The sequence below is a fragment of the Kribbella qitaiheensis genome, from assembly GCF_014217565.1.
Taxonomy (GTDB): domain Bacteria; phylum Actinomycetota; class Actinomycetes; order Propionibacteriales; family Kribbellaceae; genus Kribbella; species Kribbella qitaiheensis_A.
Genome location: NZ_CP043661.1, coordinates 1,630,096 through 1,643,269, shown reverse-complemented (window position 1 = coordinate 1,643,269; position 13,174 = coordinate 1,630,096). Strand labels below are relative to the sequence as shown.

The 13,174-nt window shown below is 67.6% G+C and carries 15 protein-coding genes; 11 read left to right on the top strand and 4 right to left on the bottom strand.

Annotated elements, in window-relative coordinates; genetic code table 11:
• Positions 1 to 6: 6 nt before the first annotated feature.
• The 3 genes from glmS to nucS form a co-directional block, all read right to left on the bottom strand.
• Entirely contained in the window at positions 7 to 1,827 is a 1,821-nt protein-coding gene (gene glmS, locus F1D05_RS07410) for a glutamine--fructose-6-phosphate transaminase (isomerizing) (protein ID WP_185446592.1), read from the bottom strand.
• Positions 1,828 to 1,870: 43 nt separating this feature from the next.
• On the bottom strand, positions 1,871 to 2,146 hold the full coding sequence (locus F1D05_RS07405; protein ID WP_185446591.1) for a hypothetical protein: 276 nt from the start codon (positions 2,144 to 2,146) through the stop codon (positions 1,871 to 1,873).
• Positions 2,147 to 2,236: 90 nt separating this feature from the next.
• Positions 2,237 to 2,896, bottom strand: a complete 660-nt coding sequence (nucS, locus tag F1D05_RS07400; RefSeq protein WP_185446590.1) for an endonuclease NucS — start codon at positions 2,894 to 2,896, stop codon at positions 2,237 to 2,239.
• A 73-nt stretch (positions 2,897 to 2,969) separates the two neighbouring features.
• Between nucS and F1D05_RS07395 the strand changes: the two genes are divergently transcribed.
• From F1D05_RS07395 to F1D05_RS07365, 7 genes are all read left to right on the top strand, one after another.
• Complete coding sequence (locus tag F1D05_RS07395) at positions 2,970 to 3,293, top strand: hypothetical protein (protein ID WP_185446589.1); 324 nt, start codon at positions 2,970 to 2,972, stop codon at positions 3,291 to 3,293.
• The gene (locus F1D05_RS07390) at positions 3,290 to 4,183 is read left to right on the top strand and encodes a class I SAM-dependent methyltransferase (RefSeq protein ID WP_185446588.1); all 894 of its coding nucleotides are present in this window, start codon (positions 3,290 to 3,292) and stop codon (positions 4,181 to 4,183) included. The genes F1D05_RS07395 and F1D05_RS07390 overlap by 4 nt, the downstream gene beginning before the upstream one ends.
• 308 nt (positions 4,184 to 4,491) lie before the next feature.
• Complete coding sequence (locus tag F1D05_RS07385; RefSeq protein ID WP_185446587.1) at positions 4,492 to 6,270, top strand: 3-hydroxyacyl-CoA dehydrogenase family protein; 1,779 nt, start codon at positions 4,492 to 4,494, stop codon at positions 6,268 to 6,270.
• A 57-nt stretch (positions 6,271 to 6,327) separates the two neighbouring features.
• Positions 6,328 to 6,666: an ArsR/SmtB family transcription factor gene (locus F1D05_RS07380; RefSeq protein ID WP_185446586.1), complete on the top strand. Its 339-nt coding sequence runs from the start codon at positions 6,328 to 6,330 to the stop codon at positions 6,664 to 6,666.
• 36 nt (positions 6,667 to 6,702) lie between these two features.
• A complete protein-coding gene (locus F1D05_RS07375) occupies positions 6,703 to 7,140 on the top strand; it encodes an SRPBCC domain-containing protein (protein WP_219732996.1) in 438 nt (145 codons plus the stop codon).
• On the top strand, positions 7,137 to 7,763 hold the full coding sequence (locus F1D05_RS07370; protein WP_185446585.1) for a dihydrofolate reductase family protein: 627 nt from the start codon (positions 7,137 to 7,139) through the stop codon (positions 7,761 to 7,763). Before F1D05_RS07375 ends, F1D05_RS07370 begins: the two co-directional genes overlap by 4 nt.
• Before the next feature lie 20 nt (positions 7,764 to 7,783).
• Complete coding sequence (locus F1D05_RS07365) at positions 7,784 to 8,965, top strand: hypothetical protein (protein ID WP_185446584.1); 1,182 nt, start codon at positions 7,784 to 7,786, stop codon at positions 8,963 to 8,965.
• Here the strand turns inward: F1D05_RS07365 and F1D05_RS07360 are convergent.
• Complete coding sequence (locus F1D05_RS07360; protein ID WP_185446583.1) at positions 8,944 to 9,732, bottom strand: phytanoyl-CoA dioxygenase family protein; 789 nt, start codon at positions 9,730 to 9,732, stop codon at positions 8,944 to 8,946. The genes F1D05_RS07365 and F1D05_RS07360 overlap by 22 nt on opposite strands.
• Before the next feature lie 49 nt (positions 9,733 to 9,781).
• Here F1D05_RS07360 and F1D05_RS07355 point away from each other — a divergent pair, with 49 nt between their 5' ends.
• The 4 genes from F1D05_RS07355 to F1D05_RS07340 all read left to right on the top strand — a co-directional run bounded on the left by F1D05_RS07355 (position 9,782) and on the right by F1D05_RS07340 (position 13,174).
• On the top strand, positions 9,782 to 10,600 hold the full coding sequence (locus tag F1D05_RS07355; RefSeq protein ID WP_185446582.1) for a helix-turn-helix domain-containing protein: 819 nt from the start codon (positions 9,782 to 9,784) through the stop codon (positions 10,598 to 10,600).
• A gap of 125 nt (positions 10,601 to 10,725) precedes the next feature.
• Positions 10,726 to 11,586 (top strand): ABC transporter substrate-binding protein, encoded by an 861-nt coding sequence (locus tag F1D05_RS07350; RefSeq protein ID WP_185446581.1) that lies wholly within the window; start codon positions 10,726 to 10,728, stop codon positions 11,584 to 11,586.
• Positions 11,583 to 12,446 (top strand): amino acid ABC transporter permease, encoded by an 864-nt coding sequence (locus F1D05_RS07345; protein WP_185446580.1) that lies wholly within the window; start codon positions 11,583 to 11,585, stop codon positions 12,444 to 12,446. Before F1D05_RS07350 ends, F1D05_RS07345 begins: the two co-directional genes overlap by 4 nt.
• The gene (locus F1D05_RS07340) at positions 12,443 to 13,174 is read left to right on the top strand and encodes an amino acid ABC transporter ATP-binding protein (protein ID WP_185446579.1); all 732 of its coding nucleotides are present in this window, start codon (positions 12,443 to 12,445) and stop codon (positions 13,172 to 13,174) included. Before F1D05_RS07345 ends, F1D05_RS07340 begins: the two co-directional genes overlap by 4 nt.

Here is a 13,174-nt window from a genome sequence, read left to right as displayed (position 1 = left end):
ACCGAGTTACTCGACCGTGACGGACTTGGCCAGGTTGCGGGGCTTGTCTACGTCGTGGCCCAGGGCGACGGACGCGTGGTACGCCAGGAGCTGGAGGGGGATGGTGAGGAGGATCGGGTCGAGTTCGGGCTCGTTCTTCGGGACGCGGATGACGGCGGCTGCGCCGGCCGGTACGTCGACCGACTCGTGCGTCACGACGTACAGAGGGCCGGAGCGGGCCGCGATCTCGTGCAGGGCGCCGATGTTGCGGTCGAGCAGTTCGTCCTGGGGGACGATCGCGACCGTCGGTACGTCGGGGGAGATGAGCGCGAGCGGGCCGTGCTTCAGCTCGGAGGTCTGGTACGCCTCGGCGTGGCGGTACGAGATCTCCTTCAGCTTCTGCGCACCCTCGCGAGCGACCGGGTAACCACGCGTCCGCCCGACGAAGAAGATGCTCTCGTGCTTCGCGAGCCGGCCCGCTATCTCGGCCAGCTCCTGCTCGGTGTCGACGATCTCCTGGATCTGCGCGGGCAGCTTCTTCAGGCCCTCGATCAGCCGCCGTCCGTCGGCGGGGGAGACGTCGCGGATCCGGCCGAGGTGGATGCCGAGCATCGCGAACGCGACGGCCATGTTGGTGAGCGCCTTGGTCGACGCGACCGAGACCTCGGGGCCGGCGTGCAGGTAGACACCGCCGTCCACCTCACGGGCGATGCTGGAGCCGACCGCGTTGACGAGCCCGATCACCCGGCCGCCCTTGCGCTTGAGCTCCTGGACAGCCACCAGCGTGTCCAGGGTCTCGCCCGACTGGCTGACCGCGACGTACAAGGTGTCGCGCTCGACGACCGGGTTGCGGTACCGGAACTCGGACGCCGGCTCGGCGTCGGCGGGGATCCGGGCCACTTCCTCGATGAACTGCGCGCCGAGCTGGCCCGCGTAGTACGCCGAACCGCAGCCGAGGATCTTGACCCGCTTGATCTCCCGGGCCTCCCGCGCGTCCATGTTCAGACCGCCGAGGTGGACGGTGTGGAAGCGCTCGTCGAGCCGGCCGCGGGTCGCGCGCTGGACCGCCTCGGGCTGCTCGTGGATCTCCTTGACCATGAAGTGCTCGTGCGCGCCGCGCTCGTACTCGTCGGCGGTCCACTCGACCGTCTTCTCGGTCTTGGTGGTGGCCCGGGCGTCCTGGGTGAAGGTGCGGTAGCCGTCGGCGCGAACCGTGGCCATCTCGCCGTCGTCCAAGTAGACGACCTGGCGGGTGTAGCGGATCAGCGCGGCCGCGTCGGACGCGACGTGCATCTCACCGTCGCCGACGCCGAGGATCAGCGGGCTGCCGTTGCGGGCGACGACGATCCGGTCCGGGAAGTCCAGGTCGACCACGGCGATGCCGTAGGTGCCCTCGATCCGGCGCAGGGCGGCCATCACCTTCTCCTCGAGCGTGTCGCCCTCGGCCTGCTCGATCAGATGCGCGAGCACCTCGGTGTCGGTCTCCGAGCGCAGCTTGACGCCGGCTTCTTCGAGCTGCGCCCGCAGTACGCCGGCGTTGTCGAAGATGCCGTTGTGGACGACCGCGATCCGCTCGTTGCCACTGGCGTGCGGGTGGGCGTTGTCCTTGCTCGGACCGCCGTGGGTGGCCCAGCGGGTGTGGCCGATGCCGAGCTTGCCGCCGAACCGCTTCGGCAGCGACGCCTCCAGCTCACGGACCCGGCCGGCGTCCTTGTGTACCCGCAGCTCGCTGGAGCCGACCACCGCGATGCCGGCCGAGTCGTAGCCGCGGTACTCCAGCCTGGCCAGTCCGTCGACCAGGATGGGCGCGGCCGGCTTGGTGCCGACATACCCGACGATTCCGCACATGGGTGGTGGTCCTTTCAGCAGAAGGTTTGAGCAGGCCCGGAGATCAGCCGTAGACGATGCGTCGCAGCTGGCGGGCGGAGAGTTCGGGGGAGCGGACCGGCCAGTGCCGGAGCTCGACGCCGAGGCGGGCGAAGATCTCGTCGTTGCGGGCGCCGTACGTCTGCAACTCGCGGTGCCGGCGCCGGACGTACTCCTCGGTCGTCTCGGTGAAGTAGGCCAGTACATCGGCGACGACGCGGCGGGCGTCGTCCGGAGTCAGTCCGGTGGTCCGGCTGACCTGCTCGACCAGCTCGTCACTCGGGACGCCTACCTCGGTCATCACCCGGTCTACTTTGCGGTCATTCAGGGTTCAAAGCCAAGAATCTGCCCGAAATCGGGCAAGGTTTACTGCCGCGACGACAATCGCGGGTCAGAAGAGCCGCAGGACGTCCGATTCCATCCCGCGGAGGGCGTCGTAGTCGACGGTGACGCATTCCAGGCCGCGGTCGGTGGCCAGGAACTGGGCCTGCGGCTTGATCAGCTGGGCCGCGAAGATGCCGCGGACCGGGGCGAGCAGCGGGTCGCGGTTCAGCAGTTCGATGTACCGGGTGAGCTGTTCGACGCCGTCGATCTCGCCGCGGCGCTTGATCTCGACCGCGACGTGCTTGCCGTCCGCGTCGCGGCAGAGCAGGTCGACCGGTCCGATCGCGGTCGGGTACTCACGCCGTACCAGCGTGAATCCGTCGCCGAAGGTGGTGACGTGCTCGGCCAGCAGTTCCTGCAGGTGCGCCTCGACGCCGTCCTTGATCAGCCCGGGGTCCAGGCCCAGCTCGTACGACGAATCGCTGAGCACCTCCTCGAAGGTGATCCGCAGCTCCTCGCCGGCCTTGTTCGTCACGCTCCAGACGCCGTCCTCCTCCGTCAGCTTGCACGGGGGAGACATCCAGTTCAGCGGCTTGTACGAACCGCCGTCGGCGTGGATCAGGACGGATCCGTCCGCCTTCACCATCAGCAGCCGGGGCGCCATCGGAAGATGGGCGGTCAGCCGGCCGGAGTAGTCCACGGAGCAACGAGCAATCACCAGGCGCACGAGAAAGCACCGTAGTGCACCGGAGATCTCTTCTTCATGGCGCCCGGCGGTGTGGCGGTGAGAAGCTGACCAGATGAAGCCGAAGATCAGCCTGCGGGCACGACTCGCGTACGACGAGGTGGCCAAAGGCCTGGCCGACGCCGGAGTGGTCGAGGGCAGCATGTTCGGCATGCCCTGCCTGAAGATCGAGAAGAAGATGCTCGGTGGGCTGTTCGGCGACGCGATGACCTTCAAATTGCCGCCGGAACCGCGGGAGGAGGCCCTCGCGCTCGCCGGCGCCGAGCACTTCGACCCGGGGATGGGCCGGCCGATGAAGGAGTGGGTGGTGGTTCCGCTCGAGCACAGCGCCAGCTGGCCGAAGTACGCGGAGCTCGCCCTGAGGTTCGTCACCGAATGAATTTGATGTGCCCCGCGCGCATCCTGTTGCTGCCTGGCGACGTGCTGGAGCCAGCGGTGGGAGAGCGGATCGCACAGGTGTACGCCGGGACGTTCGAAGTGGCGGCCGGGACTCGGTTGGCCGATCAGCTCGGCGTGCGGCTGACCGTCGTACCGGAGCTGGTGGAGCGCCCCGACGAGGAGTTGCAGGCGATCGCGGACCTCCACCGGGGCGAGACCGTGATCGTGCTCGGCCTGGATCTCGGGCTGCGGTTGCCCGCGCTGGTGGAGCACACCGGTGACGGCTGGACCCGGGTGCCGACCGACAACGAGCTCACGCTGGCGGCGTACGAGCAGGCGGCGGACAAGTTCCGCGACTCGCTCTCGCACGGATCGAGCGAATCGGCGGACTGGTGGCTCGACGCGATCGGCGAGGCGTTGCAGCCTGGCGCGAGCGTGCTGGAGATCGGCAGCGGGACGGGTGAGGACGCGGTGGCGCTGGAGGAGCGCGGCTATCGAGTACGGCGTACTGACGCGGCGGTGTCCTTCGTCGAGATGATGCGCGCCGAAGGCTTTGCGGCCGACCACTTGAACGCGATCACCGACGAACTCGGCGGACCGTACGACCTGGTCTTCGCGGACGCCGTCTTTCTCCACTTCGACCACGCCGAGCTGACGACCGTACTGCGAAAAGCTCATCGCGCGGCCACCAATCTGGCCTTCACCACCCGCGAGGGCGAAGGCGGTGAATGGTCCAACCGCTTCCTCGACCTGCCCAGACGCTTCAACAGCTGGCAGGAACAACCGCTACGCGACCTCCTCACCGAGACCGGCTGGACCGTCATCCACTTCGACCGCGGCCGAACCCGCTTCGGCAACACCTGGTTCCACGTCCTGGCCAAGCATTCGTAGGCAGCTGGATCCGGGCAGGCGTCCTACTGCGGTCGCAGGAAGGCTTCGCCGCGATCGAGCGGATTCGCGGCGTTGCCCTCACCCCAAACCGCGCTGCAGACCGGGTGGTTCCCCCCTCCAATGACGGTTACCCCACTGGTATGCAAGTGGGGCAACCCCCACACGAGTGGTCTAACCCGCATGCGAGTGGGTTGGGCCCCGGGGTGGGCTGAGTTGCATGCGAATGGGTCCGGGTTTGGTGTGAGGTTGACCTCTGTCGTGATGCAGCTCATGTGCGGACCAGTGTGGTGACTGGCACACTTCGAGCCATGGCTCGCGAACTGAAGACGGTGGGAGTGGTCGGTCTCGGCACGATGGGTGCCGGTATCGCGGAGGTGTTCGCCCGGCACGGGCTGAGCGTGGTCGGTGTCGAACGCGACGAGCAGGCGGTCGAGCGTGGGCGCGGGCACATCCAGCACTCGACCGACCGGGCGGTGAAGCGCGGCAAGCTGTCCGTCGAGGACCAGCAGGCCCTCTTCGACCGGGTCACCTTCGCCACCGAGCTGGAGGCACTGGCCGACTGCGACCTGGTGATCGAGGCGGTCATCGAGCGGCTCGACCTGAAGCGCGAGATCTTCTCCGCGCTCGACAAGGTGGTCCGCGAGGACGCGATCCTCGCCACCAACACCTCCTCGCTGTCGGTTACCGAGATCTCCGTGGCCACCCAGCGCCCGCGCCGCGTGGTCGGGATGCACTTCTTCAATCCGGCGCCGGTGCAGGAGTTCGTCGAGGTGATCAAGACAGTCGTCACCGAGCCCGACGTGGTCGACGACGTCTCCGAGCTCGCCCGCCGGCTGGACAAGGTCCCGGTGGTCGCGGCCGACCGGGCCGGTTTCATCGCGAACGCGCTGCTGTTCGGCTACCTGAACCACGCCGTCTCGATGGTCGAGTCGCGCTACGCGACCCGCGAGGACGTCGATGCCGCGATGCGGCTCGGCTGCGGCTACCCGATGGGGCCGCTGGCCCTGCTCGACCTGATCGGCCTCGACACGGCGTACGAGATCCTCGACACGATGTACAAGCAGGGTCGCAACCGGCTGCACGCGCCGGCTCCGATCCTCAAGCAGATGGTGACCGCGGGCCTGCTCGGCCGCAAGACCGGCCGCGGCTTCTACACCTACGAGTCGCCGGACTCGCCGGTCGTGGTCGACGACGACCTGACCCCGACCCGCTCCGAGGACACCGCGCCCGTACGCCGGGTGCAGCAGGTCGGCGTGGTCGGCTCGGGCACGATGGCCGTCGGCATCATCGAGGTCTGCGCCAAGGCGGGGTACGACGTTCTGTACGTCGCGCGCGGGACCGAGAAGGTCGACCGGGTCCGGGCGGCGCTGGAGCGCTCGCTGGAGAAGGGCGTGCAGCGCGGCAAGCTGTCGTCGGAGGACCGGGACGCGGCGCTCCGCCGGATCGTCGGCAGCGCCAAGCTCGACGACCTGGCCTCGGCGGACCTCGTGATCGAGGCCGTCGTCGAGGAACTCAGCGTGAAGCAGGCGCTGTTCGAGACGTTCGACGAGATCTGCAAGCAGGGCGCGATCCTGGCGACCACCACGTCCAGCCTGCCGGTGATCGACCTGGCGATGGCGACGAAGCGGCCCGCGGACGTGGTCGGGCTGCATTTCTTCAACCCGGCTCCGGTGATGAAGCTGGTCGAGGTGGTCAGCACCGTCAGCACCTCGCCGGAGGTCGCGGACGCGGTCGCCGCCGTAGCTGTTGCCGCTGGCAAGCATCCGGTGCGGTGCGGGGACCGGGCCGGCTTCATCGTGAACGGACTGCTCTTCCCGTACCTGAACGACGCGGTCCGGATGCTCGAGGCGCACTACGCGGGAGTCGACGACATCGACGCCGCGATGAAGCTCGGCTGCCGCCTGCCGATGGGCCCGTTCGAACTCCTCGACGTGGTCGGCCTGGACGTCTCGCTCGCGATCCAGCGCACCCTGTACCTGGAGTTCCGCGAGCCCGGCTTCGCACCCGCCCCACTCCTGGAGCACCTGGTCACCGCCGGCTACCTCGGCCGCAAGACCGGCCGCGGTTTCCGCGACTACACGAGCTGAACTCTCTCGACAGCAACACTTTGCTTTTGAGCTTAGTATCCGGTAATACTTAGCCTCATGGCACAGTATTCGACGGAGCTGGACGGCGTGTTCGTCGCGCTGGCCGATCCGACCCGGCGCGGCGTGATCCGGCGGCTCGGCCGTGGGCCGACGAGTGTCGGCGATCTCGCCGGCGAGTTCCCGATGACCCTTCCCTCCTTCATGAAGCATGTCCGGACGCTGGAGTCGAACGGTCTGATCCGGACCGTCAAGACCGGCCGGGTGCGCACCTGTGTCCTCGATCGGGACCGCCTTGCTCTGGTCGACGACTGGCTCGCGGAGCAACGCACGATCTGGTCGGAGCGAACTGATCGGCTCGAAGGTCTCGTCACCGACCTGATGGAGGAGCAGCGATGAATCCCGAGCTCGACCTGACCCTTGAACGGGTGATCCGTGCCCCGCGCGCCGTGGTGTGGAGCGCCTGGACCGTACCGGCCCCTGTTCGAGCGGTGGTGGGTTCCGGCTCCGACCGTCTGCCGGGTCGACCGTCTGGACGTCCGGCCCGGCGGCGCGCTGGTGACCAGGATGAGTGATGACGGGGCGGAGTTCGTCCCGCATCTCGACGCGACCTTCCTCGTCGTCGACGAGCTCGAGCGGCTCGTCTACACGAACGCGATCGACAGTTCCTGGCGTCCGGTGGGTGACTCGCCGATCCTGATGACGGCGGAGATCACGCTGGCCGATCATCCGGACGGTACGGAGTACAAGGTCGTCGTCCGGCACGGCGATCCGGCCACTCGGGCCCGCCACCAGGAGCTCGGTTTCGCCGACGGGTGGGTTTCGGTGGCCGGGCAGCTCGCCGCCGTCGCCGAGAGCGAGGCCGCGCGATGAAAATCGTCCTCACCGAGTTCGTCACCCTCGACGGGGTCAGCCAAGGTCCCGGCTCGTCGACGGAGGACACCAGCGACGGTTTCACCCGAGGCGGCTGGCTGGTGCCGTACCTGGACGAGACCTTCGTACGGCGTACTTCCGAATGGCTGGATCTCGCCGACGGCCTGCTGCTCGGGCGGCGGACCTACCAGGCGTTCGCCCGGGACTGGCCCCAGATCACCGACCCCGACGACCCCTTCACCGAGCGGATGAACTCGCTGCCGAAGTACGTGGTGACCAACACTCTCACCGAGGGGAGTTGGCGACCGACCACGGTGCTCCAGGGCGATCCGATCAAAACCGTCGCGGAACTCAAGGCGCAGCCGGGCCGGGAACTCCAGATCCACGGCAGCGCGCGACTCGGCGGTGCCCTGCTCGGTGCCGGCCTAGTCGACCTGGTCCGGCTCGTGGTTGCTCCGACCGTGATCGGGTCCGGGCGACGGCTGGTCGACCACCCGAGCGGACCAGTCGGCCTTCGGCTCGTCGACCACGAAGCGACGCCGAGTGGCTTGTTGCTGCTCCACTACGAAGCCGCCGGCGCGGCCCAGGTGGCGGAGTACCAGGGGGTCACGGCCTTCGTCTGAGCCGTGGGAGACTCCACGGCGTGGCTTACGTACGGTACGGAGTACCGCTCAAGCAGTCGCTGTTGTCGGTGGCTTACCAGCTGATCCTGGTCTGGGTGGCCATCGGGCTGATCCTGATGCCAGGGCTGGTCGGTGCCGACTGGCCCGGGTGGACTGCCACGATGGTGTTGGTGGTGCTGCTCGCCCTGCCGACGGCGTCCGTGCTGCTCGTGGTGTCGCCAGGAGCAAGCCGGGTAGCTCGCTGGGTCGCGGTCGTTGCTGTCGGCGCCCTTCTGGTGCGGCTGTTGTGGAGCCTGTACGACGTGGGCCCGGTGCTGCTGATCGCGGCCGTTCCGGTGCTCGCGCTCACCGGGCTGGCCGTGCTCCTTCTCGTCTACTCGTGGCCTAGAGCAACCAGTTGGGCATTGCGGGACGTTGCCCACAGTCGAGGCTGGCGAGTCTCGAAGGAGGTCGAACTGGCGTTGCCCGTGCTGCCGTTGCCAGTCGGAAGGACCTGGGTCGCGCGCAACGTCGTACAGGCTCCTGCTGGTACCGCGTTCGAGGTCAGGTGGCTGGAGTGGCATGGGTTGCTGTGCCGCCGTCGGCGGTTGTCGGTGTTCGTCGCAACTCGTCTGCAGGCAGCGTTGCCGCCGATGGAGGTGCGGCCGGGGAGTGGTCTGACCAGGTCAGATCTGACGCTGGAGAGCGGTGAGTTCAATCGGTCCTTCGACGTGATCGGCGAGGACCCGCGGTATGTGATGTCGGTGCTGCACCCGCGCGCGATGCAGGCCCTCCTCGACGCTCGCCCGATCGGCCTGGCCATCGCCGAGGACGCGCTGGTGCTGTACGACGCGGCGGAGTTGACCCCGGAGTCCCTGGTGCGCGGGCTGTCGACGATCGAGCGGATCCAGCTCCCCGGCCACGTGTTCGCCGAGTTCGGGCACCGCGCGGCTCAGCCTTCGCGGGGACTCCGCTTCACCGGCGCGAGGTTCAACCTCTCACCGGCGGCCGTCCTGGGGCGATTCCTCAGCCTGGGCAGCGGTTTGCTGGCGGTCACCCTGGCTGCCTGTCTCGCCGCAGCCGCCGTGGAGAGCCGGGCCGACGGCGTGCCGTTCGATCCGCCGCGATCTGTCTCCGCACTGCTGATGTCGATTGCAGCTCTGGCGGTTCTCTCGATCATCGGCGCGCTGGCTGCCCGGCCTCACGGCTCCGCGTTGGCGTAGTCGCCGCAGGGGCCGCCGCCGATGGCTTCCGCGATGGTGAGCGGGCGCCGGTCGGGGCGGACCAGCGGGTTGTAGAACGAGGCGATCTCGGTGCTTTCCTCGGGGATGTAGTGGAAGATCAGCGAGCGGCGGAAGCGGTCGATGCTCGTGTTCGGGCGCGACCCGTGCACGACACTGCCGTGGAAGAAGAGCACATCGCCCGCCTTCATCCGGGTCTGCACCTTGCTGAGACCATCGGGAATCGGTACTTCGACGTTGGTGAAGGACTCGGTCAGATCGGCTTCCTCCGGGCAGACCAGTTCGACCCGGTGCGATCCCGGTACGACGGCCAGCCCGCCGTTTTCCGCGTCGACGTCGTCGACCGCGATCCAGGCGGCCAGGCAGGTCTCCGGATGCGCCCGGAGGAACGTGTTGTCCTGATGCATCGCCTGCCCGCGGGCGCCCGGCGGCTTGAAGTAGAACATCGACTGGGCTCCGAGCGCCGGACCGATCAGGGCGTTGACGACATTGAGGATCCGGCTGTCCAGCATCAGCTCCAGCGCGAGCCGGCCGGCTTCGGCCCCGGTCCGCCGGTGCGGGTGGACGAAGCGCGGATACCGGGCCAGCGGATCGTCGGCCGGGACGCCGTCATCGATCGCCAGTGAGTGGTCCTTCTCGACCTGGTCCATGTAGGCAGCCTTGAGTTGCTCGATCTCGGCCGGGCCGAGGACACCAGGGACCTGGACGATGCCGTCCCGCTCGTACACCTCTTCGACAGTGCTTGTCATGCCTCCAGTCTGGAGACTTCAGGCTCTGGAGTAGATAGCCTATCGAGCTGTGAACCTTCGAGATCCTGCTGAGTCCTTCACACCGACGGTACGCCGGTTGCTGGCCGGCGAGTTCGACGAGCACGCCGGATATGCGACGTACCGGTCGAATGGCACCACCGACTTCCTGCTCACGCACACCCTCGGCGGCCGCGGGCGGTACGGCGTACGCGAGGCTTCACGAGAGGTGCTGGCCGACGAGGGCCTCACCACGTTGGTACGGCCCGGGACCCTGCACGACTACGGCGTGGAGCCGGAGCTGCGGCACTGGCACTTCTTGTTCGTGCACTTCCACCCCAAGCCGGACTGGCTACCGTTGCTCGACTGGCCGGAAGTTGCCCCGGGCATCCATCAGCTCCGGTCAGGTGACCAGGCCTTCGAGCGGATCACCGAAAGCCTGCAGGCCTGCGTCCGCTTCCAGGGCAGCGTTCTGCCGCAGGGCGATTTGTTGAGTCTCAACGCCCTCGAAGCTGCCCTGCTCTGGTGCGACACCCAGAACCCGTCCGCCGCCCAGATCGACGACCGCCTGCTCCGCGCCATCGAGCTCGTCGACCGCGATCTCCGCGCCGAACTCGACGTCGCCGTCCTGGCCCGAGCCGCGAACCTGTCGGTCTCCCGGTTCGCCCACCTTTTCCGGGAGCAACTCGGCGTCACCCCGCAGCGCTTCGTCGAACGCCGCCGCCTCGACGCCGCCTGCCGCCTCCTCGAACTCACCACCCGCCCGATCGCCACGATCGCCACCGAGGTCGGCTTCACCAACCCGCTCTACTTCTCCACCCGCTTCCGTCACCACACCGGCCTGCCCCCAACCACCTACCGCCACCGCTGACCCGCGATCTGCCTTACGTCCGAAGAAGCGGAGGGACGTGTACTTCACTTCTTCGGACGTAAGCAGGGCAGCCGAATGTTGGTACCTGCGTGGGGATTGTCGGCCGGTGGCTTTACGCTGCTGCCATGACTCCACGTTCTGGCCTGGCCGTGCTCGCGGTGCTTGCTGTTGTCGGACTCGCTGCCTGTGCTCCGGAGGACAAAGCGACCAGCGGCGCCACGACTCCGCCCGCGGCCGATGCCTGCAGCAAGGACAAGCTGGCGCTCAAGGCCCCAGGGACTTTCAGTGTCGCGACGGACAAGCCGGCGTACGAGCCGTGGTTCTCTGCGAACGACCCGGCGAACGGCAAGGGCTACGAGTCGGCCGTGACGTATGCCGTCGCGAAGAAGCTCGGGTTCGAGACCGCCGAGGTGAAGTGGCAGACCGTGCAGTTCAACGCCGCCTTCGCACCCGGGCCGAAGAAGTTCGACCTCGACGTGAACCAGGTGTCGATCTCGGAGGACCGGCGCAAGGCCGTCGACTTCTCGACCGGGTACTACGACGTCCGGCAGACGGTGATCACCACGGACGGCAGCAAGATCGCGAATGCCAAGTCCATCGCGGATCTCGCCGACGCCAAGCTCGGAGCCCAGGTCGGTACGACGAGCTACACCGCGCTGCGGGACGTCATCAAGCCGAAGCAGAAGCCCGGTGTGTACGACAGCAACGACCTGGCCGTGCAAGCGCTGAAGAACAAGCAGCTCGACGGGATCGTGGTGGATCTGCCGACCGGCTTCTACATGACGGCGGCGCAGCTCGACAACGGCAAGATCGTCGGTCAGCTTCCGGGTGGTGGCCAGGCCGAGCAGTTCGGGTTCGTGCTGGAGAAGGGCTCGCAGCTGACCGCGTGCGTGTCGAAGGCCGTCGACGCGCTGCGCAGTGACGGCACCCTGACTCAGTTGCAGGATCAGTTCCTGACCTCGGAAGGCGCGCCGGAGCTGTCGTGAGCGAGGCAACAGGCGAATGGCAGCCGTCCGCGCTGCAGTTGGAGCGGACGGCGTACCGGCGGGGGCGGGCCCGGCGGTCCACGGCGATCGCCGGGATCAGCTCGCTGGTGCTGCTTGCCCTGGTGGTGATCGGGGTCGGGTCGACGCCGGGATGGCCGCGGGTGCGGGAGACGTTCTTCAACTTCCATCGCGGCTGGGAGGCGTTGCCGGTCGTCGCGCAAGGGCTCTGGCTGAATGTCCGGGTGATGCTGATCTGCGCAGTGCTGATCGTCATCTTCGGGCTGACGCTGGCGATCATGCGCACGTTGCGTGGGCCGATCTTCTTCCCGCTGAGGGTGTTCGCCGCGGCGTACACCGACGTGTTCCGCGGGCTGCCGTTGCTGTTGGTGATCTTCTTGCTGGGCTTCGGCGTACCGGCGTTGCAGTTGCGTGGGTTGCCGAATCAGGCGGTGATCTGGGGTGGCGCCGCGCTGGTGCTCACCTACTCGTCGTATGTCGCGGAGGTGTTCCGCGCCGGCATCGAGTCGATCCACCCATCTCAGCGGGCTGCGGCTCGGTCGCTCGGGTTGTCGTACCGGCAGACGCTGCGCTTCGTCGTACTGCCTCAAGCCGTCCGACGAGTGATGCCACCGTTGCTCAACGACTTCGTGTCGCTGCAGAAGGACTCTGGTCTGATCGCCGTGCTCGGAGTCATCGACGCGATCCGAGCGGCGCAACTGGAGACCGCTGAGGACTTCAACTTCACCCCGTACGTCGTGGCGGGGCTGCTCTTCGTCGCTCTGACCATCCCGCTGACGCGGCTGACGGACTGGGTCGCCCGCAGGCAAGGTTGGTACGGCGGCGGGGGAGGTGTGGTGTGAGTTTGCTGTCCATCCGCGACGTGCGGAAGACCTTCGGGACGAATGTGGTGCTCGATCGGTTCAGCCTCGAGGTCGAGGCGGGGGAGTGCGTCGTACTGATCGGTGCTTCCGGCTCCGGCAAGTCGACCCTGCTCCGCTGCGTCAACCTGCTGGAGACCGTCGACGATGGCGTGATCGAGCTGGATGGTCGCGACATCACCGACCCGCGCGTCGACGCCGACCGGGTCCGGTCCGGAATCGGCATCGTCTTCCAGGCCTACAACCTGTTCCCGCATCTCTCGGTCCTCGACAACGTCACGCTCGCCCCGATCCGCGTCCACGGCGTACCTCGTGATGCTGCCCGGACGCGCGGCCTGGAAATGCTCGACCGAGTAGGGCTGGCAGCAAAGGCTTCGGCGAAACCAGATGAACTCTCAGGCGGCCAGCAACAACGCGCCGCCATCGCCCGAGCTTTGGTCAACTCGCCCAAACTCATGCTCCTGGACGAGGTCACCTCGGCACTGGACCCCGAGTTGATCGGCGAGGTCCTGGACCTGCTGCGTGAGCTCAAGAACGACGGCATGACGATGCTCGTCTGCACCCATGAGATGACCTTCGCCCGTGAGGTAGCCGACCAGGTCTGCTTCCTGGACAAAGGCCGCCCCTTGGAAACCGGCCCGCCGGCTCAGGTCCTGGAGCATCCGGCCGAACCCCGAACGCAGGAGTTCCTGCGCCGAATTCGGTTGTAG

What these genes read in the sequence shown, in the direction of transcription:
- glmS (WP_185446592.1), bottom strand. Translation starts at nt 1,827, where the DNA reads ATGTGCGGAATCGTCGGGTATGTCGGCACCAAGCCGGCCGCGCCCATC.
- F1D05_RS07405 (WP_185446591.1), bottom strand. Translation starts at nt 2,146, where the DNA reads ATGACCGAGGTAGGCGTCCCGAGTGACGAGCTGGTCGAGCAGGTCAGC.
- F1D05_RS07395 (WP_185446589.1), top strand. Translation starts at nt 2,970, where the DNA reads ATGAAGCCGAAGATCAGCCTGCGGGCACGACTCGCGTACGACGAGGTG.
- F1D05_RS07390 (WP_185446588.1), top strand. Translation starts at nt 3,290, where the DNA reads ATGAATTTGATGTGCCCCGCGCGCATCCTGTTGCTGCCTGGCGACGTG.
- F1D05_RS07385 (WP_185446587.1), top strand. Translation starts at nt 4,492, where the DNA reads ATGGCTCGCGAACTGAAGACGGTGGGAGTGGTCGGTCTCGGCACGATG.
- F1D05_RS07380 (WP_185446586.1), top strand. Translation starts at nt 6,328, where the DNA reads ATGGCACAGTATTCGACGGAGCTGGACGGCGTGTTCGTCGCGCTGGCC.
- F1D05_RS07370 (WP_185446585.1), top strand. Translation starts at nt 7,137, where the DNA reads ATGAAAATCGTCCTCACCGAGTTCGTCACCCTCGACGGGGTCAGCCAA.
- F1D05_RS07360 (WP_185446583.1), bottom strand. Translation starts at nt 9,732, where the DNA reads ATGACAAGCACTGTCGAAGAGGTGTACGAGCGGGACGGCATCGTCCAG.
- F1D05_RS07350 (WP_185446581.1), top strand. Translation starts at nt 10,726, where the DNA reads ATGACTCCACGTTCTGGCCTGGCCGTGCTCGCGGTGCTTGCTGTTGTC.